Annotated in this window: 30 protein-coding genes and 1 other RNA gene; 6 read left to right on the top strand and 25 right to left on the bottom strand. The window is 41.2% G+C overall.

The window, feature by feature from the left end:
- Positions 1–15 precede the first annotated feature (15 nt).
- The 7 genes from MHH41_RS15330 to MHH41_RS15360 form a co-directional block, all read right to left on the bottom strand.
- A complete protein-coding gene (locus tag MHH41_RS15330) occupies positions 16–1,293 on the bottom strand; it encodes a cation:dicarboxylate symporter family transporter (RefSeq protein ID WP_003213370.1) in 1,278 nt (425 codons plus the stop codon).
- Positions 1,294–1,469: 176 nt separating this feature from the next.
- A complete protein-coding gene (locus MHH41_RS15335; RefSeq protein ID WP_267885135.1) occupies positions 1,470–1,604 on the bottom strand; it encodes a hypothetical protein in 135 nt (44 codons plus the stop codon).
- Positions 1,601–4,036: a heavy metal translocating P-type ATPase gene (locus MHH41_RS15340; protein ID WP_340866528.1), complete on the bottom strand. Its 2,436-nt coding sequence runs from the start codon at positions 4,034–4,036 to the stop codon at positions 1,601–1,603. Before MHH41_RS15340 ends, MHH41_RS15335 begins: the two co-directional genes overlap by 4 nt.
- Positions 4,037–4,116: 80 nt before the next feature.
- The gene (gene copZ, locus MHH41_RS15345; RefSeq protein ID WP_012011271.1) at positions 4,117–4,323 is read right to left on the bottom strand and encodes a copper chaperone CopZ; all 207 of its coding nucleotides are present in this window, start codon (positions 4,321–4,323) and stop codon (positions 4,117–4,119) included.
- A 72-nt stretch (positions 4,324–4,395) separates the two neighbouring features.
- Positions 4,396–4,701: a metal-sensing transcriptional repressor gene (locus MHH41_RS15350; protein ID WP_137054397.1), complete on the bottom strand. Its 306-nt coding sequence runs from the start codon at positions 4,699–4,701 to the stop codon at positions 4,396–4,398.
- Between the two features lie 101 nt (positions 4,702–4,802).
- Positions 4,803–5,258: a DUF6376 family protein gene (locus tag MHH41_RS15355; protein WP_003213149.1), complete on the bottom strand. Its 456-nt coding sequence runs from the start codon at positions 5,256–5,258 to the stop codon at positions 4,803–4,805.
- Between the two features lie 278 nt (positions 5,259–5,536).
- Positions 5,537–7,126 (bottom strand): histidine kinase N-terminal 7TM domain-containing diguanylate cyclase, encoded by a 1,590-nt coding sequence (locus MHH41_RS15360; protein WP_340866529.1) that lies wholly within the window; start codon positions 7,124–7,126, stop codon positions 5,537–5,539.
- A 239-nt stretch (positions 7,127–7,365) separates the two neighbouring features.
- Between MHH41_RS15360 and MHH41_RS15365 the strand changes: the two genes are divergently transcribed.
- Positions 7,366–7,605: a hypothetical protein gene (locus MHH41_RS15365; protein WP_050944161.1), complete on the top strand. Its 240-nt coding sequence runs from the start codon at positions 7,366–7,368 to the stop codon at positions 7,603–7,605.
- 312 nt (positions 7,606–7,917) lie between these two features.
- Here MHH41_RS15365 and MHH41_RS15370 read toward each other — a convergent pair whose 3' ends face one another.
- From MHH41_RS15370 to MHH41_RS15405, 8 genes are all read right to left on the bottom strand, one after another.
- Complete coding sequence (locus MHH41_RS15370; protein WP_106032204.1) at positions 7,918–8,751, bottom strand: hypothetical protein; 834 nt, start codon at positions 8,749–8,751, stop codon at positions 7,918–7,920.
- Between the two features lie 342 nt (positions 8,752–9,093).
- Positions 9,094–9,455: a transfer-messenger RNA gene (ssrA, locus tag MHH41_RS15375) on the bottom strand.
- 176 nt (positions 9,456–9,631) lie between these two features.
- Entirely contained in the window at positions 9,632–10,102 is a 471-nt protein-coding gene (smpB, locus tag MHH41_RS15380; RefSeq protein WP_003213153.1) for an SsrA-binding protein SmpB, read from the bottom strand.
- A gap of 139 nt (positions 10,103–10,241) precedes the next feature.
- Positions 10,242–12,584, bottom strand: a complete 2,343-nt coding sequence (gene rnr / locus MHH41_RS15385) for a ribonuclease R (protein WP_226804071.1) — start codon at positions 12,582–12,584, stop codon at positions 10,242–10,244.
- Positions 12,585–12,603: 19 nt separating this feature from the next.
- The gene (locus tag MHH41_RS15390) at positions 12,604–13,350 is read right to left on the bottom strand and encodes an alpha/beta hydrolase (RefSeq protein WP_310425690.1); all 747 of its coding nucleotides are present in this window, start codon (positions 13,348–13,350) and stop codon (positions 12,604–12,606) included.
- 124 nt (positions 13,351–13,474) lie between these two features.
- Positions 13,475–13,708, bottom strand: a complete 234-nt coding sequence (gene secG, locus MHH41_RS15395; protein ID WP_003212746.1) for a preprotein translocase subunit SecG — start codon at positions 13,706–13,708, stop codon at positions 13,475–13,477.
- Positions 13,709–13,894: 186 nt separating this feature from the next.
- Positions 13,895–14,185 (bottom strand): AbrB/MazE/SpoVT family DNA-binding domain-containing protein, encoded by a 291-nt coding sequence (locus MHH41_RS15400; protein ID WP_003213714.1) that lies wholly within the window; start codon positions 14,183–14,185, stop codon positions 13,895–13,897.
- Positions 14,186–14,211: 26 nt separating this feature from the next.
- A complete protein-coding gene (locus MHH41_RS15405; RefSeq protein WP_003213379.1) occupies positions 14,212–14,445 on the bottom strand; it encodes a helix-turn-helix domain-containing protein in 234 nt (77 codons plus the stop codon).
- Between the two features lie 153 nt (positions 14,446–14,598).
- Between MHH41_RS15405 and MHH41_RS15410 the strand changes: the two genes are divergently transcribed.
- The 3 genes from MHH41_RS15410 (at position 14,599) to MHH41_RS15420 (ending at position 15,938) form a co-directional block, all read left to right on the top strand.
- Positions 14,599–15,003, top strand: coding sequence for a helix-turn-helix domain-containing protein (locus MHH41_RS15410; protein WP_003213200.1), 405 nt, complete (start codon positions 14,599–14,601; stop codon positions 15,001–15,003).
- A gap of 130 nt (positions 15,004–15,133) precedes the next feature.
- On the top strand, positions 15,134–15,535 hold the full coding sequence (locus tag MHH41_RS15415) for a helix-turn-helix domain-containing protein (RefSeq protein ID WP_340866530.1): 402 nt from the start codon (positions 15,134–15,136) through the stop codon (positions 15,533–15,535).
- A gap of 82 nt (positions 15,536–15,617) precedes the next feature.
- Entirely contained in the window at positions 15,618–15,938 is a 321-nt protein-coding gene (locus tag MHH41_RS15420) for a winged helix-turn-helix transcriptional regulator (protein WP_050944175.1), read from the top strand.
- A gap of 80 nt (positions 15,939–16,018) precedes the next feature.
- Here MHH41_RS15420 and MHH41_RS15425 read toward each other — a convergent pair whose 3' ends face one another.
- The 4 genes from MHH41_RS15425 to MHH41_RS15440 are packed head-to-tail and all read right to left on the bottom strand — an operon-like array spanning position 16,019 to position 19,476.
- Positions 16,019–16,708 carry an ABC transporter permease gene (locus MHH41_RS15425; protein ID WP_003213726.1) on the bottom strand — a complete coding sequence of 230 codons (690 nt, stop codon included), beginning with the start codon at positions 16,706–16,708 and terminating at the stop codon, positions 16,019–16,021.
- A gap of 21 nt (positions 16,709–16,729) precedes the next feature.
- Positions 16,730–17,647 carry an osmoprotectant ABC transporter substrate-binding protein gene (locus tag MHH41_RS15430; protein ID WP_003213573.1) on the bottom strand — a complete coding sequence of 306 codons (918 nt, stop codon included), beginning with the start codon at positions 17,645–17,647 and terminating at the stop codon, positions 16,730–16,732.
- Between the two features lie 13 nt (positions 17,648–17,660).
- On the bottom strand, positions 17,661–18,314 hold the full coding sequence (locus MHH41_RS15435) for an ABC transporter permease (protein WP_003213477.1): 654 nt from the start codon (positions 18,312–18,314) through the stop codon (positions 17,661–17,663).
- Positions 18,315–18,327: 13 nt separating this feature from the next.
- Complete coding sequence (locus MHH41_RS15440; protein ID WP_340866531.1) at positions 18,328–19,476, bottom strand: betaine/proline/choline family ABC transporter ATP-binding protein; 1,149 nt, start codon at positions 19,474–19,476, stop codon at positions 18,328–18,330.
- A 269-nt stretch (positions 19,477–19,745) separates the two neighbouring features.
- On the opposite strand from MHH41_RS15440, the gene MHH41_RS15445 reads away from it, so the two are divergent.
- Positions 19,746–20,282 carry a GbsR/MarR family transcriptional regulator gene (locus tag MHH41_RS15445; protein WP_012011291.1) on the top strand — a complete coding sequence of 179 codons (537 nt, stop codon included), beginning with the start codon at positions 19,746–19,748 and terminating at the stop codon, positions 20,280–20,282.
- Positions 20,283–20,337: 55 nt separating this feature from the next.
- On the opposite strand, the gene MHH41_RS15450 is transcribed toward MHH41_RS15445, so the two are convergent.
- A complete protein-coding gene (locus tag MHH41_RS15450) occupies positions 20,338–20,970 on the bottom strand; it encodes a MarC family protein (protein ID WP_003212698.1) in 633 nt (210 codons plus the stop codon).
- 248 nt (positions 20,971–21,218) lie between these two features.
- On the opposite strand from MHH41_RS15450, the gene MHH41_RS15455 reads away from it, so the two are divergent.
- The gene (locus MHH41_RS15455) at positions 21,219–21,683 is read left to right on the top strand and encodes a GNAT family N-acetyltransferase (RefSeq protein WP_321999510.1); all 465 of its coding nucleotides are present in this window, start codon (positions 21,219–21,221) and stop codon (positions 21,681–21,683) included.
- A gap of 22 nt (positions 21,684–21,705) precedes the next feature.
- On the opposite strand, the gene MHH41_RS15460 is transcribed toward MHH41_RS15455, so the two are convergent.
- From MHH41_RS15460 to MHH41_RS15480, 5 genes are read right to left on the bottom strand one after another with little or no spacing between them, the layout of a single operon-like run.
- Positions 21,706–21,987 carry a hypothetical protein gene (locus tag MHH41_RS15460; RefSeq protein WP_335365185.1) on the bottom strand — a complete coding sequence of 94 codons (282 nt, stop codon included), beginning with the start codon at positions 21,985–21,987 and terminating at the stop codon, positions 21,706–21,708.
- Positions 21,984–22,352, bottom strand: a complete 369-nt coding sequence (locus MHH41_RS15465) for a hypothetical protein (protein WP_340866532.1) — start codon at positions 22,350–22,352, stop codon at positions 21,984–21,986. The genes MHH41_RS15460 and MHH41_RS15465 overlap by 4 nt, the downstream gene beginning before the upstream one ends.
- Entirely contained in the window at positions 22,349–23,746 is a 1,398-nt protein-coding gene (locus MHH41_RS15470; protein ID WP_340866533.1) for a hypothetical protein, read from the bottom strand. Before MHH41_RS15470 ends, MHH41_RS15465 begins: the two co-directional genes overlap by 4 nt.
- Entirely contained in the window at positions 23,718–24,485 is a 768-nt protein-coding gene (locus tag MHH41_RS15475) for an ATP-binding cassette domain-containing protein (RefSeq protein WP_034620132.1), read from the bottom strand. The genes MHH41_RS15470 and MHH41_RS15475 overlap by 29 nt, the downstream gene beginning before the upstream one ends.
- Before the next feature lie 58 nt (positions 24,486–24,543).
- Positions 24,544–24,813: a hypothetical protein gene (locus MHH41_RS15480; protein ID WP_034620133.1), complete on the bottom strand. Its 270-nt coding sequence runs from the start codon at positions 24,811–24,813 to the stop codon at positions 24,544–24,546.
- Positions 24,814–24,816: the final 3 nt, after the last annotated feature.

Genomic DNA, 24,816 nt, shown 5'->3' on the forward strand with positions numbered 1-24,816 from the left:
TGAAAAGATCTCCTTTTACGCTGCTTTTGTTTGTTGTTTTAATTCCTCAATATACTTCTTCGATTTCTCTTGATCAAAAACTTTTTCCCACTTAGACATGACAATGGCTGCAAGTGAGTTACCAAATACGTTAACAGTTGTACGAACCATGTCAAGAATACGGTCGATCCCAACGATGAAGGCAAGTCCTTCAAGCGGCAGTCCCATTGCACCAAGTGTTGTGATAACAACAACGATTGATGCACCTGGTACACCAGCCATTCCTTTAGATGTCAGCATCAAGATTAATAGTAACGTAATTTGCTCATAGATGGAAAGTGGCATGCCGTACATTTGTGCAACAAATATGGCGGCAATGGATTGATAGATGGCACTTCCATCTAAGTTAAAGGTGTAGCCTGTTGGGATAACGAACGACGTGATCGCTTTCGGGCAGCCGAACTTCTCCATTTTATCCATTAGTCTAGGCAGTACAGCTTCTGAACTTGCTGTTGAGAATGCAAGAATGATTTCTTCTTTTAGCACTCTAAATAGTGTAAAGACGCTTGTTCCAGCTAATTTTGCGATAATGCCAAGTACGACAATCACGAAGAATGCCATTGTGCCGTAAACGACAAGTACCAGCTTACCTAGCGGGAGAAGCGCTCCGACCCCGAATTTGATCACCGTCACACTGATGAGCGCGAATACACCAAATGGTGCAAACTTCATCACTTTATTGGTCACCCAGAACATGGCTTCGAGTATACCCTCAAAGAACCCTAACACTGGTTTCCCTTTGTCTCCTACTGCGGCAATTCCTAATCCGAATAAGACGGTAAAGAAGATCGTTGGTAATAGATCACCTTCTGCAATGGATTGGAAAACGTTTGTTGGCACTAGATGCACAATCGTTTCAGAGAAACTTGCTTTTTCGGAAGAAGCTTTCGATGTCTCTTCATATTTAGAGATATCGCCTTTTTCCATGTTGCTCATGTCAATTCCTGTACCAGGATGGAAGACGTTTGCTGCAAGCAGTCCTACTGCTAATGCAATCGTTGTCACAATTTCGAAGTAAAGAATCGTTTTCCCACCGAGTCTTCCGATGGTTTTCATATCCCCTACACCAGCTACTGCTACAATCAACGCAGCAATAACAATTGGAAGAACGATCATTTTAATTAAATGGATGAATATATCGCCAATCGGCGTTAACACATTAATAACGGTTTCATTTTGATAAAACAGCGCTCCAACGATAACACCCAGAACAAGTGCAATGAGTATTTGTGAAGCTAACCCTAACTTTTTCATACGTGAACCCCCTTTTTTTGATAACGCTTTCTTTGTTGCTTAATCGCATCTTAACGATGAACCTACAAAAAACGACAAAAAGGAACAAAAAGAAGTGAATTTTTTATGAAAAATCTTTTAAAAGGTGGGTTTTTCCACAAAATTGTTAAAAAAAGACTCCGCTTTTGGGCGAAGTCCTAATGATTTTGCATTTGTTCACTTGGTGTATCTTGTTGTGGATAAAATCTATCGTATATCGCATATCCAATAAGGACAAGAGCAACATAGAACAATGCACTAATCGTCCAAATCCATTTGACATTCAGCTTCATTGTGCCACTCCCTCTCTCACCGGTTTCAATCGCTGCAATCTGAGCGCATTCAATACAACCGACACGGAGCTAAAGGCCATTGCTGCTCCTGCAAGCCATGGCGCAAGAAGTCCTAAAGCAGCTATCGGTATCCCAATACAATTATAAGCAAGCGCCCAAAATAGATTTTGCTTGATGTTTCTCATCGTTTTTTGACTAAATTCAAGCGCATCAGCAATGGCATGGAGGTCTCCTGTCATGAGTGTGATATCTGCTGCTTCCATGGCGACATCTGTCCCAGTTCCAACTGCCATCCCAATATTCGCTGTCGCAAGGGCCGGGGCATCATTAATACCATCTCCGACCATGGCGACTTTCTTTCCTTGTTCCTGAAGCGCCGCGATGTGAGCCGCCTTTTCCTCAGGCAGGACTTCAGCAATGACATGATCAATGCCCGCCTGTTTCGCAATCGCCTCTGCTGTCATCTTGTTATCACCTGTCATCATCACGACGTGAATCCCTTGCTTTTTCAGACGCTTGATCGCTTGAGGTGAAGATGATTTGATTGTATCTGCGACCGCGACAATGCCAGCGACTTCGCCGTCAATCGCGACAAGCATAGCCGTTTTACCTTGCTGCTCCAGCATTGTGACGGATGCTTCGACTTGATCATATGGGATATGATGTTTCTGTAATAGCTTACGCGTTCCAATCAAAAGCTTGCGCCCTGCTGCCGTTGCTTCAATTCCATGACCTGGGTCAGCTTGGAAGGCTTCAATCTCGACCGCTTCAAGACCTTGTTCCTTCATTCCGTCTGTGATGGCTCTAGCCAGCGGGTGTTCCGACTGCTGTTCAGCTGATCCTGCTAGCTGTAGCAGCGCATCTTCTGTCCAATTGGCATATGCCAGCACATCTGTCAGACTCGGCTCCCCTTTTGTCACAGTTCCTGTTTTATCTAAAACCACCGTGTCGAGTGATTGAGTCACTTCTAAATGCTCTCCGCCTTTAAACAGAATGCCTGATTCAGCTGCACGACCGCTCCCAGCCATAATCGAGGTTGGTGTGGCAAGGCCGAGCGCACACGGACATGCGATGACGATGACTGCGATAAACGTTTCAAGGGCTGACGTCACATTTCCTGGATCAACAAAGAAAAACCAAATCAGGAAGGTAAGCATGGCAATTCCTACGACGATGGGAACGAATATCCCTGATATTTGATCTGCCATCCTTTGAATCGGTGCTTTTGAGCCCTGTGCTTGTTCTACGACTTTAATAATCTGTGAAAGGGCGGTCTCTTTCCCAACCTTTGTCGCTTTCACTTTCACAAACCCATTTTTATTAATGGTTGCCCCGATGACCGCATCACCTGCCGTTTTATCAACAGGCAAACTTTCGCCCGAAATCATGGACTCGTCAATTGCGGTTGTTCCCTCCACGATCTCTCCATCTACCGGCACTTTCTCTCCCGGTTTGATAAACACAAGGTCATTTACTTTCACTTCAGCAATAGGGACAGTCATCTCTTTCCCCTCTCGCTCGATGACCGCTTCTTTCGCTTGTAGACCCATCAGCTTTTGAATCGCTTCTGATGATCTCCCTTTTGCTCTTGCTTCCATTAATTTTCCGAGTACGATCAACGTAATGAGTACAGCACTTGTTTCATAATAGAGGGCTGCCTCATGTGTGCCTTGAACCGCTGACTGAATGCTTTCATATAAACTATAGAAAAACGCAGCTGATGTCCCAAGTGCGACAAGAACATCCATGTTGGCACTTTTATTACGTAACGCTTTATACGCACCTACATAGAAGGGCCAGCCGACAATGAACTGAACGGGCGCTGCTAACGCCAGCTGAACCCAAGGATTCATGAACGCTTCAGGCAGCCAAATAAAAGACGTGAAAGAAAAATGACTGACCATTGCCCAAAGAAGTGGCAGTGACAGGATCATTGAGAATAGAAAGCGTGCCGTCTGCTTCTCTATTGCTGCTTGGCGATGATCTTTTTTTCCTTCCTCTGCTTCATCTGCAGCTGGTTCAATTAAAGAATACCCAATGGACTGAACCGCTTGCTTTATATCACTTGTAGACGTTTGGCCTGGGTGATACGTGACCTGAAGGGTCTCCAGCGCAAAGTTCACAGATCCGTGATCGACACCATCCATCCGGTTAATTTTTTTCTCGATTCGGTTGGCACACGCTGCACACGTCATTCCTTCTATATCAAATTCTGCTTGCTCCATCACCACATCGTAGCCGAGAGATTGAATTTTTTGCTTGAGATCATCTGGTGTGAGTTGTTCTGCTTCATACACAATATGAGATGTTTCCAGCGCCAAATTTACATTGGCATCCTCTACACCTTCCAGCCTGTTCAATCCCTTTTCGATGCGCCCTGCACAGGCAGCACAGGTCATCCCCGTAATTTGAAAATCAATTTCCTTTTTCATTCATCTCACCTCTTCACATACTCCGTAGGGGTATATTTTTTTGAAAAAAATACGTGCTGTTATGCAGCACGTATTTTCATTTATACGACATCATATCCCTGTTCTTCAATTACATCAGAGATACGGTGTAACGTGACTTGATCTGGGTGAAATGAAACTTCCACCTCTCCTTTGTCTAAATGGACTTTTACAGATTCAACACCTGCTAGTTCTCCTACATTTCCTTCGACTGCTTTCACGCAATGTCCGCAAGACATGCCCTGCACTTGAAGTGTTGCTTGTTCCACTTCTCATCGCCTCCATCAATCATTTTCTACAATTTACTATACCCTAGTAGGGTATCAATGTAAACATAAATGCTATGATTTTGTCAGTTTCGTAAAGACCGTCATTAACTCTTCAATGGCTTCATCCCCATTGCCGCTCTTGATCGCATCCGCTACGCAGTGATGTGTATGCTTTTCCATCAAATGAAGACTGACCTTTTTCAAAGCCGCATTGACTGCGGAGATTTGATTGACAACATCAATACAGTAACGATCGTTTTCAATCATTTGCTGAATCCCACGCACTTGTCCTTCCACTCGTTTCAACCGATTGATCAATTGATCTTTATCCTTCTCGGCTCTAGGCGAAGCCATATGTCTTTCTTCATGTTCTGTCATGTGATCACCTTTTTTCTATTAAGACTTGTCTTTACCTAAATTAAAGCATATCTCCACCGGAAAAGGCAAAGATATGCTGAATACACTCTATAGTGTTTGCTTTAGTTTGTTAATTGTTCAATGTCCTGCAATAGATTGACGGATTGCTGAAGCTGCTTAATCAATCCTTGCTGGTCCTCAAGCATGGCGGCAACGTCAATGTTGTCTGCTTTCAATTGCTGTAAATACGTCTGAATTTCCTCTGACAGCACTTTATTTTTTTCAATGATTTGCGCATGCAGGTCTTCTGCCATTTTTGGCGCTGTGACCTCATTAAAATCTTGAATGTCTGCCTTCAATGATTCAAGCTGCTGCGTTAATTCTGCCTTTTTGGCGGCGTTTTGGACAGCTTCTTCAGCAAGCTTTGGAAAGTCCTCTGTAAATTGCTGAATGTCTGTGACATAGTCATTTGCCTCAGTGACATATGTCGTTGTATCGTTGACTTGATCAAGTAAGCTGGAGCACCCGCTTAATACAAGCGTTCCGGAAAATAGGAAAGCTATCACATATTTTTTCAAGATCGATCATCCTTTCATCTGTGGGAGTAAAAGCATCATTTGTTCAGCTTCCCTATCACACAGACTTAAAAAGACCTTAAAAATAGCCAGACCTTTGCCTCATGTGTGATAGGCAAAGGTCTGGCTAACATTGTTCATGCCGGAATGGCCGAGAAGCAATCGCTGCTTCTGTAATGACGACCAAACCGTAAAAGCTACTCCCCTTTAGGAAACCGTTCAAATGTTATGTTTATCATATCGAATGTCAGGACAACCGTCAATGAGAAGCAAGCGGTAGGTCAATTCTCTTCATAAAGCATATAGTCCGCTCCAGTGGACGCATAAATCCGGTTCCGTCCTTGGCGTTTTGACATATACAAGGCCTGGTCCGCTTCAAATAGAAGAGTTTCTAATACATTGGGATCATAAACTGTATGAGCAATTCCAAAGCTCGCTGTTACTCGCACTTTTTCCTCATCATTCTCAAAGAAACTCATCTCAAATGAATGTCTAATTTGCTCCGCAATATGACATGCCTCTTCGAAAGAATGATGCGGCAGACAAATAGCAAACTCTTCTCCGCCATATCGTCCGAATAAATCGTCCATTTGTAAATGCTGCTGACAAATGGTGACAACATGACGCAGTGCCTCGTCTCCAATATGATGTCCGTGTGTGTCATTGATTTGTTTAAAGAAATCAATATCAAACAGCATAACAGCCGTATCCTGCGCATCCTCTTCCAGGATCATCTGCGTTCGTTCAATAAATGAAGACCGATTGAAGATATTCGTCAATCCATCAATATACGCACGACGCTCCAGCTCTTCCTGCAGCAAATGCTGCTCTGTTACATCACTGATCACAATTTGCCTGCCCTCGATCTCTCCTCTTCTATTAAATAACGATGAAGCGGTCAGAAGATAATAGCTGGACTGATCTTCTTCCTTTTTCCACATTAAATCATATTGCGAATGATCCTGCGGAGAACGCAGCCACTGGAAGAACGCGGTATCTTTGATGATCCCTGAGAAAATATCGTCAATTTTAAAGCCAATCCCCTTTTTATTAGAAAGTGCTGGAATGATCGATGCAGCAGCTGGGTTGTAATCTATGAGTGTCCGGTATCGATCTAAAATGAGAACCCCTTCAGACATATGCTCAAACACACGCTCCATCGCAATGGGAGAGAGCTTAAAGAGCTGGAACGACATAATCGCCCATAAGTAGAGCGCATTGGTTAAAAACATCACCACAGGGACCGGGTCAATATGAAGAGGTGTCACGCCTAATAAATAGATAAAAGATGTCGTGATTGGCAGTAACATGCCCACTAGCAAAATAAGGATCTGCTTTAAATACTCTTTTTTTGTAACACGCAAAAACCAAACCAGCATAAAAATAGCGAGCATCGAACAGCCAAATGTATAAACGCCATGAATGATATACCAATAGCCAATCGTAAAGTCAGCCAATAAAAATCCGTCTACTGGATTCATCGTGATGCTTCGATAAAAGAGTGAATGAAAAGAGTTGGTGAACACCATAATGGTGGTGAGAGTTGGAATCAATAAGATGAGAAGCACGCGGCGCTTTGTGAAATATTGTTGGAACCCCGTAAATTGCAACACAATCATTAGACTGAGCGGTGCGATAAACGGAAGACCTATGTATTGAAAACAAACCCAGAACATGATTTCTTCAGGGGTACGAGCCAATAATTCAAACGTATGCCCAAAGATATAAATCGCAGTTGCCCCAGACATGTACATAAACAATTGACAGCCAATGTACCGGTGGCGGTTCGCATGAGCAATGATTGATAATATCACGGACAGAATGCCAGAAACACTCATGATCACAATAAAATGTAAAACAATCGAATCCATGTAAACGCCCCAATTTCAGTTATTTAGAACTAGTCTAATATAACTATATATGAGGAAGTCACAAATGGGAAGATGTGATTTTGATTTGGGTGGAGGTTTTTTGTAACATTTCAGGCGTTATCTGTTCGTGATCTCTTATATTTTCACTACTTTTTGCTTAATTTAAGATAGAAGTATGTTGCGCTCGGAGAAATATCTGTACAATGTGGGGATGAATGGAGAGGAGACTCAAAAGAAATATGACTTTTTGGATGATCATGACAGGGCTGTTTATACTGATTCTTTTGAAGAAACCGTTTGAAAAGAGAAGTTCTGGATTGTTATTTTTGATCAGTTATTTACTGCTGATTGCGATTTATGTGATCCAAACAACGTTTGTGGAACTTGTGCCGGATGGATTTTTGATGATGATTGCGGTGGTTGTCGTTTTTCCTTTGTTTGTTCGGTTGGTGGTGTCTTCTCAGAAGACACGTTCTTGAAAACTATACAAAAATGAGACTATGTTAGTACTTATTTTGCAAGTTTAATTATTAGTTAAATAGACAACTAACTAGTGTAAATGGTCAATTGAATTACCTTACAAAAAATAAGCAAGCAGAAGCTTGCTTATTTTTCATAATCACTTATTAGTAAATAACTTATCAATAATGTTAATAGCAATAAGACAAATAGGAAGTGCAATGATAATGTACAAAAAGTTTTTAGGTACAAACATATTGTAATAATAGAAAAATACACTGATAAAGAGAATCATAACAGCATACTTCATTATACTTTTCACAAAATTCCTCCTAATAAATATCCACCCAGCCATTATTAGGGCGTTTATCCCTTTTATCTAATTGTTTAGCAATTTGGGTTCCAATATCCAAATAATTTAGAGCAATTGCGACAGCAACACCAATAGAAACCGCTAATTTTTTAGCTCCCCACGCCTTTAATCTACTTGTTACGGTTTTAGTGAATATTCTTTTAGCTTCTGCTTTGCCTTTTTTAATAATAAATGATTGTATAACACCAACGCCACCCCCAACAGCAAAACCAATCACAGCATTGAAAACTGCACCTGCAAACCTAACAGATACACCAACCTTTATACCAGATGATTTTTTCTTTTTAGCAGCTTCAACTTCTTTAACCCCAAATGAAGAAGCAAATACCTCTTTAGCAAATGCTAAATTCTCATTTTCAAATAGAGTTGAATCATTTATTTCTTCCACTAACTCTTCTTGTGCTGCTGACAAATCATTATATGTATCAGATTCTTTATCGAAGAAATTTGTTAATTCTTTTTTAAATATTTCCTTCTCACTAACATTTGCAAGCTCTGTTTGTTCTTCTACTATTTTATCAAAAAGTTGCCTCTCATCTTTCGTCATTTCATCTATCGAAGGCATATTTCTAACCTCTTCTTCAAGATCGAACTCTTCAGATAAAACTTCCCTACTCAATTTAACATCATTTGAATTTATACCCTCTACTGTTTCACCTACTAGAACCCCCTCTAACACAGGTTGTTCCTCATTATCTGACTCTGCAAAACTAGTTAGAGTAGATAATGAACTAATCGTAAAGATAATTACTGTCAAAATTGATACTCTCTTAAAAAATACATTCATCGACACCTTTACAAATACCTCCTATAAAAGTTAAATTAAAACACATAAAGTCTATTTTAACATAAAAATCATAAAAAAATAGTATAATATTCTCTAGATAGGTAAATAATTAATAAATATAATCGAATTTCCAATTCTTAATACCTGCAAAAACGCCGAATAATAATTTAGGTTATAATACTACGGAATAAAAAAAAGACGCTTAAAATAGCGTCTTTTTTATTCTTAAAGTTTTTAATAAAATCCTTTTGTGTTAACCAATCATTTAGAACACCATGTTGCCAAAATGTTGCCAGCCCCCGAATCAAGGGCTTTCAAACCCTTGATTCGGCTGCATTCTAAAAGTTTTGATGGAGACGGTGGGAGTCGAACCCACGTCCAGAGACATCGATTACTTAAGCGTCTACGAGCGTAGTCAACATATTTAGTGTTCACTCATCCTCATGCCTGCTGACGGGCGCTTGGAGAGCTAGTCTGATGGATCTCTTCTTACGTCCTCAGACGAAAACGTAAGCGTAGCCTACTTCATTGGGCTCCTCACAGACACATAGGCGATGTCAGGAAGAGCTCGCTGCACTTATTAGGCAGCTAGTGCTAAGTTTTGGTTAAAACTTTTAGTTTTGCCAGTTACATTTAGTGCGTGTTAACGAGATCGCCTCTCGGCTCGCAGCTCAAGCTCGAACCGCCCCTGTCGAATCCGTAACGTCCCCTTGTAAAAGGGATATACGGGATGGAAACGTTCAGCTTAACTGCTTCCGTATATAACTATTATAACAATCTCATCGCTTGAAACAACTGGTGGTTTCTGTAAGAAAAGCGGTGATTGTTTACTGCATAACATATTGTAGCATAATGCTTCCGCTCTCAGCAAGCCATCTGCATCAGGCTAGAATTGCTTTTGTCGATCACGGAAGGCACGGTCGATTTCGCGTTTTGCATCTTTTTTCTTCAGATCTTCACGTTTATCGTATTTCTTTTTCCCTTTACCAATTCCGATCAACACTTTGGCAAAGCCATTTTTTAAATAGAGTTTCAGAGGTACGAGTGAGTAGCCTTCTTCCTTTGTCGCACCAATCAATTTACTGATTTGCTTGCGATGAAGCAGCAGCTTTCTCGTTCTCAGCGGATCATGGTTATAACGGTTCCCCTGCTCGTATGGGCTCACGTGCATGTTGTGAAGGAACACTTCTCCTCGTTCGATTTTGGCAAAGGAATCTTTTAAATTCACTTTTCCTGCACGAATCGATTTGATCTCAGTTCCTTGTAACACAAGGCCGGCTTCATACGTTTCTTCAATAAAATAGTCATGATTTGCTTTTTTGTTTTGGGAAACAACCTTTCCCTCTCCCTTTGGCATTGGCGTACACCCTCCTTTTGACACAAACACGGTCCAAATCGTACGGATTATTTTATCAAACAATCCAGCTTTAGACAACGCTGACGCTATGTGGTCAAAAAGCAAATAGAGCGAGATGCCCTATTTGCTTTTTGTCACGTTACTTTTTCTTTTTACGCTTTTGTTTTGGTGCGTTATCAAATACGCGTTTTTTCTTTTTCTTCTTCTTACGGCCTGTGAACCAGTCACTTCCGCCTTTATCCTCTTTGGCTTTATCCCCAGAGGCATTTTGGCTTCCGTGCCCTTTTTTCGCTGGTGAATCTGTCCGTTTTTTAAACTTAAAATCTTTTGGCGATTTACGGCGGGTGCCTTTCATGCCGACGATTTCAAAATCAATCGAGTGCTCATCTTTATTGACATTCACCACTTTGACTGTGATTTCATCACCGATACGGTAGACATTTCCTGTGCGTTCACCGATCATGGCAAAGTGCTGCTCATCAAAGCGATAGTAGTCGTCTGTCATGTAGCTGACATGAACAAGACCTTCAATTGTATTCGGCAGTTCAACAAATAGTCCGAAGTTCGTCACGGAACTAATCATGCCATCAAACTCTTCACCGATTTTATCAAGCATAAATTCTGCCTTCTTGAGATCATCTGTTTCACGCTCTGCATCGACTGAGCGGCGCTCCATTGTAGACGCATGATCTGCAATTTCAGGAAGCAGCTGACCCCACTTTTCTAGAGTTGCTTCGTCTGTCTTTTTCTGAATCAAATAGGTTCTAATCAGTCTATGCACGATTAAATCCGGATAACGGCGGATCGGTGATGTGAAATGTGTATAGAATTCCGTTGATAAACCAAAATGGCCGATGCTTTCTGGATCATATTTCGCCTGTTTCATCGAACGAAGCATGACAGTTTGAATCACAACTTCTTCTGGTTGATCCCTCACAGCATCAAGTACACTTTGAAGTGCACGCGGATGGATGTTTGTCGACGTTCCTTTCACAATGTAACCAAACGTTGTCACGAACTCTAAAAAGCGCTGAAGCTTCTCAGGATTTGGTTCTTCGTGAATCCGATAAATGAAAGGTACATTCAACCAGTGGAAATGCTCTGCAACTGTTTCGTTAGCAACAAGCATGAATTCTTCAATTAATTTCTCTGCGACTGAACGCTCGCGAACGACAACGTCTTTTGCTGCGCCTTCATCATCTACAAGTACTTTTGCTTCCTTGAAGTCAAAGTCTACTGCCCCGCGCTCCATCCGTTTTTCGCGAAGGATCTCTGCAAGCTTCTCCATCTCTTGGAACATTGGGACGAGCGGCTCGTATTTGTCTATAAGCTCCTCGTCTTGATCGACTAAAATCTTATTCACATCAGTATAGGTCATTCTTTCCGTCGTTTTGATCACACTTTGGAAAATCTCGTGTTTGACGACCTTCCCATTTCGATCAATGACCATTTCACAAGACAGCGTGAGACGATCGACCTTCGGATTCAACGAGCAAATACCGTTTGACAGGCGGTGCGGGATCATCGGAATGACGCGGTCTACGAGATATACACTCGTTCCACGCTCATAAGCTTCCTGATCAATCGGAGAGTTCTCTGTGACATAATGAGAGACATCTGCAATATGCACCCCTAGCTTATATTTGCCATCATCCAGCTTTTGCACCGTAACGGCATCATCTAAGTCCTTCGCATCTGCTCCGTCAATGGTTACAATCGTTTCATTGCGTAAGTCACGTCTGCCTTCTAGGTCTTTTTCATCAATCGTTTCAGGTGTGTCTACTGCCTGCTGGAGCGCTTCTTCTGGGAACTCACCTGGCAGGCCGTGTTTATGAATGATTGATAGTATATCAATGCCAGGGTCATTTTTATGACCAAGGATTTCAGTGACTTCGCCCTCTGCACTCATTCTTCCTTCTGGGTAGCTAGTCAGCGTCACGACCACTTTATGCCCTTCGACCGCTCCATTTTTAGCGGATTTCGGGATGAAGATATCGGTTGTGATTTTTTTATCATCAGGAATGACAAAGCCAAAGCTTTTCGTTTCTGTATAGGTACCGACAACCGTCTGAGTATTACGCTCCAGAATTCGGATGACAGTCCCTTCTTTTTTTGTGCCGTTTGATTTGTGGCTGACACGAACCATGACCGTATCACCATTCATCGCTGTGCCTAGCTCATTAGGCGGAATGAAAATATCATCCTGTCCAAACTCTTCTGGTGTCACAAATGCAAAGCCTTTTGCATGAGCAGACAGCTTTCCTTTTACCAAGTTCATTTTTTCCGGTACACCGTAGCGATCGCTGCGCGTGCGAACAATGAGTCCTTGATCTTCCAGCATCACAAGTGCTTTGACGAGCTCTTTATAATCATCTGGATTGGTAATCTCCATCATCACTTCCAGCTCTTGAACGGTTAACGGTTTATACGCTTCATCTTTCATAAAAGCGAGTAATTCATTCATAAATTCTTCTTTTTGCACACTCTAACCCCCTATATATTTAAACTGACCAATCAAGTGATTCTAAGAATGCATATACATCCTGATGAACCTTCTCGCGCTCTTTATCAAGCGTGATCGCATGGCCTGATTCTTCATACCATTTCAAATGCTTTTGATCTGTCTCTACTTCGTTGTAAATGATATTCGCACTGTCTGTATTAATCATATGATCGTGACGTGCCTGAACAACAAAAGTAGGTGAATAAATCATGTCGACATTATTTCTAACATCTGCAATCAGTTCTTGCAGGCTTCTCAGTGTATCCATTGGCGTTTTCTTGAACTCTTCCATTTCCTGTTCAATTTGCTCCTCTGACTTACCCTCGAATTTCTTATAGTTACGGGCATATTCTAGTACACCCTGGTACATGACTTCTTCACTTTTTATGTACATAGGTGCACACATAGGTACAATTCCCTTTACAGGTACAGTGTAACCTAATTTCAATGAAAAAACTCCTCCGAGGGATAGTCCGCAAACTGCAATTTCCTCATAGCCTTCATCCTTTAAGAATTGATAGGCTTCTTGTACATCCTTCCACCAGTCATCCGGTCCAAAATGGACAAGCTCTTCTGGCGGCACGCCGTGTCCTTTATATTGTGGTGCATGACACGTATACCCTCTTTCGTTCAAATAACGGCCTAGCATTCGAACATCGGCTGTATTCCCAGTAAAACCGTGAAGAAGAAGCACCGCCTTTTCTCCACCTTTAAACGTAAATGGTTTTGGTGTAACAACTTTCATGATGTGACTTCCTTTCCTTCCGATATGGTTTATATTTTCCACTTGTATGTATGAAACAAACACAAAAGAGTGCTGATAATAAAAAAAGGTCTGAAAAAAGATCAGACCTTCTGTTACTCGCGCTTTATACGCCTAAATATGCCAATGCAAGTGTTAAGATGAAGAAAAGCACTGACAAAATAACCGTTAAACGGTGAAGTATCAAGTCAAGACCTCTCGCTTTTTGCTTACCGAAAAGCTGCTCGGCTCCACCTGAAATAGCGCCTGACAGTCCAGCACTTTTACTAGATTGTAACAATACAACGATGATAAGTGCGATACTGACAATTACGAGTAATGTGATAACAAATGCGTGCATGAAAACACCTCCAGACAAACTGGTACACATAACTATATTTTACATGAAAACAAGGTGCATGTCACGAAACATCAAAATAAAGATTCCCTCTATATTCTGGACTTTACTCGTTATTTTGATTCAATTTCATTCCAAAGAGTAGTATGCAGCATTTTTTATATGCAATTTTCGGTTAAAAACACGTTTTTAACGGGTTGCTTCTTCTTTCAATAGCTGTTTTAATTCTACTAACAAACGTTCAGCTCCTTCAGGACTCAGCATCACTTTCCCATTTCCATAGCTTTTGTTATACTTCGTCACTTGTCCAGTTAACAGGCAGCTCTTATCTGCATCATATTTTTTCAGCATAATAGTTTGATCTTCAATGAAAATTTCTAAAAGCTGCTCTTCTTTAATATTGAGTACCTTGCGCATTTCTGAAGGCAGAACAATTCTGCCTAGTGAATCAATATGTCTGACCATCCCAGTTCTTTTCAACGACATTGCCTCCTTGATCATTTCATTCATTGACTTTTGTCAACATTTTCATAGTAAAATAGATCTTCAAATTTTTTATCAAAGTAATGAATCATTTTGCCAATGACAAGCTGGCCTGGTTTCCGATGACCATTTAATACCCTGCTGAGTGTGGCAGGAGAAATGCCAATTTCATCAGCGAGCTGATTTAAAGACATATCGTTTTCGATCATATACTGCATGACATAAGTCCGCCTGATCTGAATCTTTTCGACCATCATTACAACCTCCTATGGAATCAATATGTACAACGTGTAGGTGCTCACATGAAACAGATTCATTAACTTAAGTCAACACTTTTACCCCTCTGCTATTTCCTTTGGTCAATGATCATACTAAAATAAGTCATATACTGAAATGTGAGGTTCGATGTCATGAATCACTTTGGTGAACAATTACGCATTTTAAGAGAAAATAGAAAAATGTCTGTCAATCAACTCGCCATGTATTCAGGTGTAAGCGCTGCTGGTATTTCTCGAATCGAAAATGGAAAGCGTGGTGTGCCGAAGCCTTTAACCATAAAAAAATTAGCACACGCCTTGAAGGTGCCTTATGAGGATTTAATGCTGCTTGCCGGTCATATTGAACAGGAACAAGTTCATGAAATGAAACCAAAATATGAATCCATGTTGAAAATCTATCAAACGGCGCTTCAAAAGGATGTAGAACATCTTCCCATTTTTGACGGAGACCTATGGGAAAGGCTATCCGCACAAGACATCAGCCAGCTGAATGAATACTTTCTCACGCTCATCAACCAAAAAAAGACGAACAAATAGCGGGGCATAACCCTAAGATACATTCACTATTAACTAATGTCAATATTTTCATGGTATACTTGTTGCCAATAGTCAACAAATCAAGTAAAATAGATATATCTAATCTATAACCATGTGAGGTTTTGCCTTGATGAACTTTGGTGCATACTTAAGAGCATTACGTGAGGAAAAGAAGCTGTCAGTGAACCAATTAGCGATGTATTCAGAAGTCAGTGCTGCTGGTATTTCTCGTATTGAAAATGGGAAACGCGGCATTCCGAAGCCTCCTACGATAAAAAAACTAGCCGGTGCATTAAAGGTTCCTTATGAGGAAATGATGCAGGCTGCGGGCTATATTGAGGAAGCCTCTTCTGTCCATCAGCTGAAGGAAGAGGAAACGGCATTATCCAAAATAAAGGAAGCCGCAGCGCAATATGAACTTGGTGATCTCGAGCTATTTGATGGAAACATTTGGTCAACTCTTTCGAAAAAAGAAATAGAAGATCTTAACCGCTATCTGTTATTTATATTAAACAGCCGTTCGTCATCATAGAATGTTTTGATCATTAACAAGCTTTTTGAGCTGATTTATGACAAATTTACGGTATAATGGGTTCAGATTGGAGTGAAGAAAGATGAATCAATCTGACATGTGCCCGCGGTTTGAAAAAGCAGTTGAGTTATTGAGTAAACGCTGGGTTGCACTGATTGTTTTTCAGCTTCTCTCAAGTCCGCAGCGCTTTGGTGAAATTGAGGCCGCTCTGACAAATTTAAGCGGAAGAGTATTATCTGAGAGATTAAAAGAGCTGGAAGCAGCAGGCATTGTAAAACGGGAGGTTTTTGCTGAAACACCCGTGCGTATTGAGTATTCTTTAACTGATATGGGGCGTTCCCTTGCACCCGTTTTTGAGGAAATTTCGAAGTGGTCTACTGAATGGATCACGCTTGAATCATAAAATACCCGCATGTGAACTGCCTGATCATCATAAAACTACCTCCCTTACAAATGTAAGGGAGGTTTTGTCTTTTCAACCGCTTAAGCAGATGTCATGTTTTTTTCAGCTAATGCTTTTCTTTCTTTTTTCTTGTTCGTTGGGCTTAAATAGCGTTCGAGCCAGCCCATGACTAGGTCAGCGATAATGGCCATGAGGGCAGTTGGAATAGCACCTGCTAAAATGATGGCTGTTCCGTTTGTGGCGTTTGATCCTCTGATGATGATATCACCTAGACCTCCCGCGCCAACAAATGTCCCAATCGCTGTAATGCCGATAGCGATGACCAGTGCAGTTCTTAAACCAGCCATAATAACCGATAAAGCAAGCGGTAATTCAACCATTCTCAGCACTTGCCATTTCGTCATGCCCATCGCTTTACCCGATTCTAAATAAGCATGTTCAATGCTGACAATCCCTGTATACGTGTTGCGGATGATCGGCAGAAGCGAATACAGAAAGAGTGATATGATGACTGTATTTGCGCCAAGTCCTAACACGAGCATCAACACGGAAAGCATTGCTAACGCCGGTATGGTTTGAATGACGTTGGTAATGGCGAAGATCCAATTGCTTAGCTTACGGTAATGCGCCACAAAGATGCCTACTGGAATTCCGACTATTGCCGCAAACAGCACCCCATACGCTGACATGAGAAAATGCCGATAAAATTCTTCTAACACATATGAACCGTTCTGCTGATAATACGTCCATAATTGCTGCAGTGTGTCCATCAGCCGTGACACCTCCCCATCTTACTCAAAGTAATTGTGCTTTTTCAGGAAATTCTTCGCAACGGTGGCTGGTTCTTGAAGCTCTCCGTCGACTTGATAGTTCAGCTCTTGCATTTGTTCTGTATTAATTTTTCCGATCAGTCTGTTGATCACCTTATCAAGCCCTGGGTTCTCTTTTAAAACTTTTTCCGGGACAACGGGCGATGCATCATATGGCGGGAAAAACCGCTTATCATCTTTTAAAATTTTGAGGTCATAGGCTTTGATTCGTCCATCTGTTGAATAGGCAAGCACAATATCCATTTTTTCATTTTTTAATGCATCGTACACTAAACCAATCTGCATTGGATACGTGCTTCCAAATTCAATTCCGTATGTTTTCACGAATCCTTCATAACCGTCGCCTTTCTTTTTGAGCCATATATTATCGACACCGAACCGGTAATTCTTCGCATTCTTTTTCAAGTCAGAGACCGTTTCTAACTTGTTTTCCTTCGCCATCTTTTGCGTCACGGCAAAGGCATACGTATTGTCAAAGCCATAGGAATCAAACCATTTGTAATCATAGCGTTTCTTAAATTCTTTTTGGACGATTTCCATTGCACGCTCCGGGTCTTTTTCCGCATCCATTCCAAGCGTACTTGTCAAATCTGTCCCTGTATATCTTGTCGCCGAAATGTCGATATCCCCATTTTCCATTGCTTTCTGCTGTACGGTATTAGAGCCTAAGTTTTTCACAATGGTTGTCTTTTTATCTGTGTAATGTTCGATGATCTCGCTAACCATATAGGCCATGATTTCTGATTCGGTAAAGTTTTGTGCTCCCACCCGCAGCGTATTGCCTGAGGAGCCGGCTAGTCCAGGAAGTGAACAGCCGCTTATCAATAGCAAGCATCCAGCAAGCAGTGCGCTGATCCATTTTGTTTTTCGATTCTTCACATAAGCCAACTCCTTATGAAACTTCCTTCAATCCTTTTAAGCCTTCTGGTGTTACTTTTTTCTCCAGCTTCATCAATGTAAAGTCAATGATGACCGCTAAAATGGTGACTGGGATGGCACCTGCAATAATGTATTCCGGCTGGTATAGCTGAAGTCCAATTAAAATGTAGTCACCAAGACCGCCTCCACCGATAAAAGCAGCAAGTGTTGTCCAGCCAATTAAATAAATCGTTGACGTTCGGACACCTGCCATAATGATCGGTACAGCAAGCGGAAGTTCCACGAGACGAATTTGTTCCCATGTGGTCATGCCGATCCCTTTACCGGATTCAAGCAGATTTTTGTTCACACCTTGGACGCCGGCATACGTATTTCTCAAAATAGGCAATACCGAATAGAAAAAGAGAGCAACGATTGCAGGTATTTTCCCAACCCCCAAAATAGGAATAAAAAATGCAAGAATCGCTAAACTAGGGAGTGTTTGAAAGATATTCACGACACCGATGACAAAGCCTGCGCCTCGTTTCATTCGCGTGAGAACGACGCCTAAAGGAACGGCAACGATAATTCCTAGCACGACAGCAATTAAGGAAATATATAAATGCTCCCACATTTTTGTGAGGAGTTCCCCACCATTTTTCTCTAGAAAATCGATGATTTGATCCATGTGTCCACCTCCCTTAGTTCATTTCAATGGCAGACGCTGGCGTATCGTCTCCCCAAATGGAGTCGTACACAACATCTACAAGACTTGCCCGTGTCACAATGCCTTTTAAATGCCCTTTGGCATCGACAACCGGTACATATTTAATACCGCGTATTAAGATTTTCCGAACGGTGTCTCTGAGAAGTGCGCCTTCTTGTACAGTATAGAACTCTGTATTTAAGATCTCACCAACGAAAGCCGCTTTTCTGCGGTTCGCATCAATTGTTTCAATATCGATATAGCCTTTTAACACATCATGTTCATCTACTACAAGCAAGGAATCGACCCGCTTTTCTCTCATGATATAGATGGCATCAGTCAACGTTTGTTCGACTGTAATGGTGACTGGTGACGTGTTCATCATTTGTTCTACACGTTCCATATTCGGATTTGATTGAAGCAGGCGTTCTTTTCCGATGAATTCTTCAACGAACTCGTTGGCTGGGTTACGCAAAATATCTTCAGGTGTGCCTACTTGAACAATCTCTCCATCTTTTAAAATCACAATTCGGTCAGCCAGTTTAATCGCTTCATCCATGTCATGTGTGACGAATACGATGGTTTTATTTAACGTTTTTTGCAGCTTCTTAAATTCTTCCTGCAATGTATCTCGTGTAATTGGATCAAGTGCACCAAATGGTTCGTCCATGAGGATCAGAGGGGGTTCTGCTGCCAGTGCGCGAAGAACTCCGATGCGCTGCTGCTGTCCTCCACTGAGTTCATGAGGATAGCGCTCTAAAAATTCTGGGCCCATGTCGACGAGCTTCAGCAGTTCGCGTGCTCGTTCCTTCCGTTTTTCTTCCGGCCATTTTAAGAGCTTCGGCACAAGTGAGATGTTTTGCGCGATGGTCATATGGGGGAACAGTCCAATTTGCTGAATCACATAACCGATTTCTCTTCTTAATTGAACTGGATCTTTTTTCAAAATATTTTCTCCCTCGATAAAAATGTTTCCTGAGGAAGGTTCGATGAGTCGGTTGATCATCTTCATGGTTGTGGTCTTACCACAGCCACTCGGTCCAATAAAACAAATAAATTCTCCTTTTGCTATGTCTAAATCAATATTTTTGACAGCTTTTTTTCCGCCTTTATACGTCTTAGATACATTCTCTAGTTTCAGCAAATGAGACACCTCCAATTAGTTGGATCTATATATTCAGAAAATTTACACCTTATTAATTATAGTGCAAACTTTATAAAATAAAAAGTTTATGATGTGTTTGTATTGCATAACATTTATATAAAATTTTCAGTTAACGCCGTAATATCTAGATATCTCTCCTTTTTCCTCCAAATTACTAGCAATTACTCAATATTTATTGTTTTCATCAACAAACAGGTATATGATATATTGTGTTACAAATTGTCAGTCGTGAAGGGATGAAGCGGGGAGTGGACAAGCAAGCGCTAGGCGCCATTCAAAAAGCACAGGATCATTATATTGAAAAAGCTGCAGAGAACATGAATGCCTTTGGTCTTTCTTCTACAGTGGGTAGAGTGCTTGGTATCATTCACATGAACCGTAAACCAATGACGCTGGAAGAGCTATCAGAGGCGACCGGCATGAGCAAAACGAGGATGAGTCAAGTCGTTCGAGAAATGCTCGATTTAAATATTGCGGAAAAGGTTTATGAAAAAGGAATACGTAAAGATCTTTATGACGTTGAGCAAGATCAATACCAAACGTTTATTTCATTGTTTGCAGCCAATTGGACACGTGTTGTCAGTAAAAACCGTAAAGCACATAAGAAAACGTGCAAGGAATTGCAAGAGCTGCTTGAACAGGAAGATTTACCAGAAGAAACAGAGGATAAAATCAATCTGCTTCTTTCAGAAATCAAGGAAAGTCTTGATTACTATGATTGGATTAGCCGCTTAATTGAGTTCTTTGAAAGTGAAGAAGTATTTAAGCATGTGCCTAAACCTTAAAAAAAGCTGTTTTATTTTACATCATTGTAGAAAAAAACAGCTTTTTTATATACACTTATGACATAAACATCGGAAACATCCCTTTTAAGCCTGCGCCGATCATTTCAACTGCCACTACAGCCAGAATTAATCCCATCAAACGCGTCACGACATTCATCTCTGTTTTCCCCATTTTTCTCATAATAAAACTTGAATAATGAAAGGCATAATACGTCATGGCAAGAACGATGACAATGCCGATTAGAATCGCAAACATGTGGAGCATCCCTTGACTTCCCGGGGTTAAACTCATCACTGTAGCGATTGTACCGGGACCAGCGATGATCGGAATGGCGAGCGGCGTAACGGAGATATCTGCCTTCTCTTTGCTTTCTGCCTTTTCCTCCGAATGAGGATTTTGGACGTGTGATTCTTTTGCATTCAGTAAATTGTAAGCGATACCAAAAATAAAAATACCGCCAGCGATGCGAAGTGCATGAATATCAATTCCAAACAGTTTGAAAATGAGCCTGCCTGCCAATAGAAAGGCAATCAAAATAATAAAAGAGACCACGATGGCTTTTTTGGCTGTCTGGGAGCGCTCTTTCTCTGTATAGCCCTCTGTTAAGGTGATGAAAAGAGGTACGTTTCCTATGGGGTTTGATACAGCAAATAATGAGACGACAACATGAATCATAAAGGAAATCAACAGACACCCTCCTTTTTGCATAGTGTCTGCCATTCTGATGTGAATATTCCCTTGTGATGTTAAAACCTGTATATCTTTAACCGATGATAATAAGCAAAGCAAATAAGCAGACCGCTCAGGGTACAAGAAAACCAACTGTAAAAAAAGACCCGAATGTCACTCATCACCCTCCCTCACAGTGGGTACAGGACCAATATGATTGGGGCGTGAAACAAGGGTATATAAAAGAATAGAAAGGATGAAAAAATGTGATACAGATTCGGCGATTATCTCATGATGAATCTCTCCCAATGGATCTTTTACTATTAGCTGATCCTTCAAAGGAAAAGGTTCTTGCTTATGTACAATCTGGTTCTTGTTATGCCGCCTTTCATGAAGAGGATGTGATTGGTGTCTATGTGCTATCATCGCTCTCTCAGCATACAGTGGAAATCATGAATGTGGCTGTGAAGGAGTCATGGCAAGGAAGGGGAATTGGGAAGCAGCTGATCCGCCATGCGATCGCTGAAGCGAAAGCTGCTGGTTTTCATACGATTGAAATCGGCACAGGCAACTCGAGTATTCAGCAGCTCGCACTTTATCAAAAATGCGGCTTCCGTCTAACGTCGATCGATCGCGATTTCTTCCTTAAGCATTATGATGAACCCATTTATGAAAACGGAATTCAGTGTATGGATATGGTACGGCTGTCTCTCACATTTCAAGCAGACTGACTATTTGTTCAGCCTGCTTTTATTATGCTCTTCGCTTTTTCACAGTATGAATCACATATTGAATGAATAAGTAAAGCACAGTACCAGCTAAAAAGCAGACAACGCATCCAAAAAGCGTCGCCTCAGAGCTGAATTGATACTTTTCAATTTTCATGATATAAAATGGCATGCCAAACAGCGTTGGACTTGATTCGATATGATTGACCTCTAACAGTAGTAAAAAGACAGGGGTCATAAACACAGCAAATATATACAGCATCGCAAGTGTTAAGCCGCTAGAAAACGAATGAAATACTTTGATCATCTCTTTCTCTCCTTCATCTCTTTTAAACTGGCTGTGATATTTTTCCCGTCTGGGCAAGCTGGATGCAGCATCACAGTGTTCAGTAAAGAAAAAAACAGCAGCTGATGACTCACCGGATGCTTCCACGTTAATAAAAGCACAATTGAGCAGAGTACCGGAAACAGCGGACCTGCAATTGCCACCATCAGATTAAAGCTCGGCCTGGTAAATGTCTCATGAATAATCGCCACATGCTTCCAATCAATCGTTACCACAAAATCAAAGAACGGCCTTTTTTCGACTTTGTTACACACCATGATCATCAGCATATGACCGAGTTCATGTATGAGCACAACCGCTAGTAAACTAATGACAAGCCCCATCATCGCAATATCGGCCTTTTTAACATCACAGCATATATACAACTGAAAAAGGCAAGTGACCCAAGCAGATAAGCGGTGGCAAGAAGAAACATATGAGCTGACAGCCACTCTAATAAAAGCATATCGATGAAGCTGAATACAGCAATCATCATCACGATGACAAACAGTTTATTAAAATCACTGATTTTCACGACAAACCCCGTACAGGCTGCCATGACGGTCATGAATAAAATGGACAAACTCGCCAAGCCATGACCTTCACTTTCAATACCGATCACCAAATAAGCAAGGCCAATATACACAAAATAAATGAGTAAATTGATTGTGTAATAAAATAAAATTCTTGGCAATATATACGCACCCTTTGATGTATTTAACATAAAGATGGCCCGTTGATTGATATGATATTCTCTGCCAATCATCAGCGGAAGCATGATCAATATTTCCTTTAACGCAAACTGCACAATAAAGGCATACAGCCAGCCAGTTTCTTCAGGTGTAAAAACAAATGGCAGCCCAATCGTCAAACAAACGAGAAAGAGGAACAAAATGCCTTGTTCTTTAAAAACAGCTGATCGGATGAAATAGACCATTTCCTGCCGCACATGCGTCAGAAAGGAAGAGTACGTCCTAATTTTCTGGTAAGAAAATGACTTTACCTCTGTTTTCAGCTGCAAAAACATTTGATGAACATAGCAAGCTGCTAAGCCCTTTACCCATAGCCAGCCAGAGCTTAGAAGAATTACCAGCAACGTCAGATAGACAGCCGGCCATACATGGATCATCTCCACTGCTTTTTGAAAAAGAAGATATATGAGTACTTGAAGTGCCGCAAAGCCGATTGTTTGTAGCAGTAAATGCTCCTTTGTTTTTGATACGAAATAACTTACACCGATCCTCATTAGCATCCATGAAGAGAGCGTATAAAGTGCCAATATGCCGCATGTGATGCAGACAACGATGATCCAATACAGAGATGGGGTGACACCTGTGATAAAAAGACCTAATACAATCGGTAAAAAAAGCAGTCCAGCCATGAGGAAGCAAAAAAGCACTGGAAAGAAATACGCACAAAGGACAAAGGGTACACTTTGTATCGCACTGTTCAAAAAGTAGAATTGATATTCTTGGCGCTTCAGTTTATTGCGGGATAACACAATCCCTGCTCCTAATAGTAAGAGCGACATTTTGACAAATTGGAGATATAGCGCAGCTGGCTCACTTTCACCTGCCTGCATGTAAAAGCGCAGGCTGATGACAACGTATATCGCATAGATGAGCAAGAGAAAAACGGCAGCTGAGAGCAGCTGCAAAGGATACTTTTTTCCAAGTTGCTTTCCTTTCGTTGTCAGCATGCCCCACTCTATTTTATGAAGAACGTGTCGTGTCCAAATCATTGAGTAACCTCTCCACCTGCATATAGTAATCTCGATTTACTTCTTTATAAATCTCTTCAAGTGCCTGATGAGGAAATGTCTCATTCGTTTCTTGGCGGGACATATTCAGCTTGACGTCACCATTTCTTAAGATCATGAGATGATCATATAATGTATCACCAAAACTCAAATGATGAGTTGAAATCAGGATGCCAGCGCCTTGATCTCTCAGCTTCATGAGCACCTTTTTTAAGATGATCATCATATCTGGATCAAGTCCGTTCGTTGGCTCGTCGAACACATAATAATCACACGGTCTGAGAAGCTGCGAAATGATCTGTGTTTTCTTTTGATTGCCATGGGACAGCTGAGCGATTGGCTGATCCATATACGGACTCAGCTCAAACAAATCGGTGAAGGTCTCTTCACGTGTGACATCTTGCTCATGTGGCAGCTGAAGTAATTGAAAGTATTCCCTCGGTGTTAAATAATCGAACAACGCATGATCGTCAGGAATATAGGAAACATGTTTTTTCAACAGGGAAATATGTGCTGAGGATTGAAGGTTCAGCTGTTCACCATGTAAGGAAACGTAGCCAGTAAATGGCGTCAGCCCAAACATAGCTTGAATCATCGTTGTCTTTCCTGCACCATTATGTCCTAAAAGAAGCATCATCTGGCCTTTCTCCACGTTCATTTGTATATGGCGGAGAGAGAAGGTGCGGCTATACGTTTTTTCTTGTAATTGTAATGTCAGCATCATATCCCTCCGTTTGTTTCAGATGGAACAGATGACCTTGCATCTGTTCTCATCCCTGTTAGAACCCGCATTGGATTTTAACGTACATGCCTAATAATTTGAACTCTCCTAAAAATTTGGAGCCCTGTCCAAAGGTCTTACATGCCCAAATCAATGCTCCAAGTGAAATAATGCCCAATATAGCGGCAAGGACATAAATCCAAAATGCGTTTTTCTGTACATTCTTAGAAGTTAGAATTCGTTGCTTCCTTTCATCATATGCCGCCAGTAGGTGGAGAATATACATATACACACCTACTGGAAAACGAAGGCTAAAAGGATTCAGCATCTC

Origin of the sequence: Bacillus sp. FSL K6-1145, from assembly GCF_038003425.1 — a bacterium.
Taxonomy (GTDB): Bacteria; Bacillota; Bacilli; order Bacillales; family Bacillaceae; genus Bacillus; species Bacillus pumilus.

Excerpts from the sequence above, each read along its gene's own strand:
- MHH41_RS15330 (WP_003213370.1), bottom strand. The coding sequence starts at position 1,293 with ATGAAAAAGTTAGGGTTAGCTTCACAAATACTCATTGCACTTGTTCTG.
- MHH41_RS15335 (WP_267885135.1), bottom strand. The coding sequence starts at position 1,604 with ATGAAGCTGAATGTCAAATGGATTTGGACGATTAGTGCATTGTTCTAT.
- MHH41_RS15340 (WP_340866528.1), bottom strand. The coding sequence starts at position 4,036 with ATGAAAAAGGAAATTGATTTTCAAATTACGGGGATGACCTGTGCTGCC.
- MHH41_RS15350 (WP_137054397.1), bottom strand. The coding sequence starts at position 4,701 with ATGACAGAACATGAAGAAAGACATATGGCTTCGCCTAGAGCCGAGAAG.
- MHH41_RS15360 (WP_340866529.1), bottom strand. The coding sequence starts at position 7,126 with ATGGATTCGATTGTTTTACATTTTATTGTGATCATGAGTGTTTCTGGC.
- MHH41_RS15365 (WP_050944161.1), top strand. The coding sequence starts at position 7,366 with ATGACTTTTTGGATGATCATGACAGGGCTGTTTATACTGATTCTTTTG.
- smpB (WP_003213153.1), bottom strand. The coding sequence starts at position 10,102 with ATGCCAAAGGGAGAGGGAAAGGTTGTTTCCCAAAACAAAAAAGCAAAT.
- MHH41_RS15390 (WP_310425690.1), bottom strand. The coding sequence starts at position 13,350 with ATGAAAGTTGTTACACCAAAACCATTTACGTTTAAAGGTGGAGAAAAG.
- secG (WP_003212746.1), bottom strand. The coding sequence starts at position 13,708 with ATGCACGCATTTGTTATCACATTACTCGTAATTGTCAGTATCGCACTT.
- MHH41_RS15405 (WP_003213379.1), bottom strand. The coding sequence starts at position 14,445 with ATGATGGTCGAAAAGATTCAGATCAGGCGGACTTATGTCATGCAGTAT.
- MHH41_RS15410 (WP_003213200.1), top strand. The coding sequence starts at position 14,599 with ATGAATCACTTTGGTGAACAATTACGCATTTTAAGAGAAAATAGAAAA.
- MHH41_RS15415 (WP_340866530.1), top strand. The coding sequence starts at position 15,134 with ATGAACTTTGGTGCATACTTAAGAGCATTACGTGAGGAAAAGAAGCTG.
- MHH41_RS15420 (WP_050944175.1), top strand. The coding sequence starts at position 15,618 with ATGAATCAATCTGACATGTGCCCGCGGTTTGAAAAAGCAGTTGAGTTA.
- MHH41_RS15425 (WP_003213726.1), bottom strand. The coding sequence starts at position 16,708 with ATGGACACACTGCAGCAATTATGGACGTATTATCAGCAGAACGGTTCA.
- MHH41_RS15435 (WP_003213477.1), bottom strand. The coding sequence starts at position 18,314 with ATGGATCAAATCATCGATTTTCTAGAGAAAAATGGTGGGGAACTCCTC.
- MHH41_RS15460 (WP_335365185.1), bottom strand. The coding sequence starts at position 21,987 with ATGATCAAAGTATTTCATTCGTTTTCTAGCGGCTTAACACTTGCGATG.
- MHH41_RS15465 (WP_340866532.1), bottom strand. The coding sequence starts at position 22,352 with ATGATGGGGCTTGTCATTAGTTTACTAGCGGTTGTGCTCATACATGAA.
- MHH41_RS15470 (WP_340866533.1), bottom strand. The coding sequence starts at position 23,746 with ATGATTTGGACACGACACGTTCTTCATAAAATAGAGTGGGGCATGCTG.
- MHH41_RS15475 (WP_034620132.1), bottom strand. The coding sequence starts at position 24,485 with ATGCTGACATTACAATTACAAGAAAAAACGTATAGCCGCACCTTCTCT.
- MHH41_RS15480 (WP_034620133.1), bottom strand. The coding sequence starts at position 24,813 with ATGCTGAATCCTTTTAGCCTTCGTTTTCCAGTAGGTGTGTATATGTAT.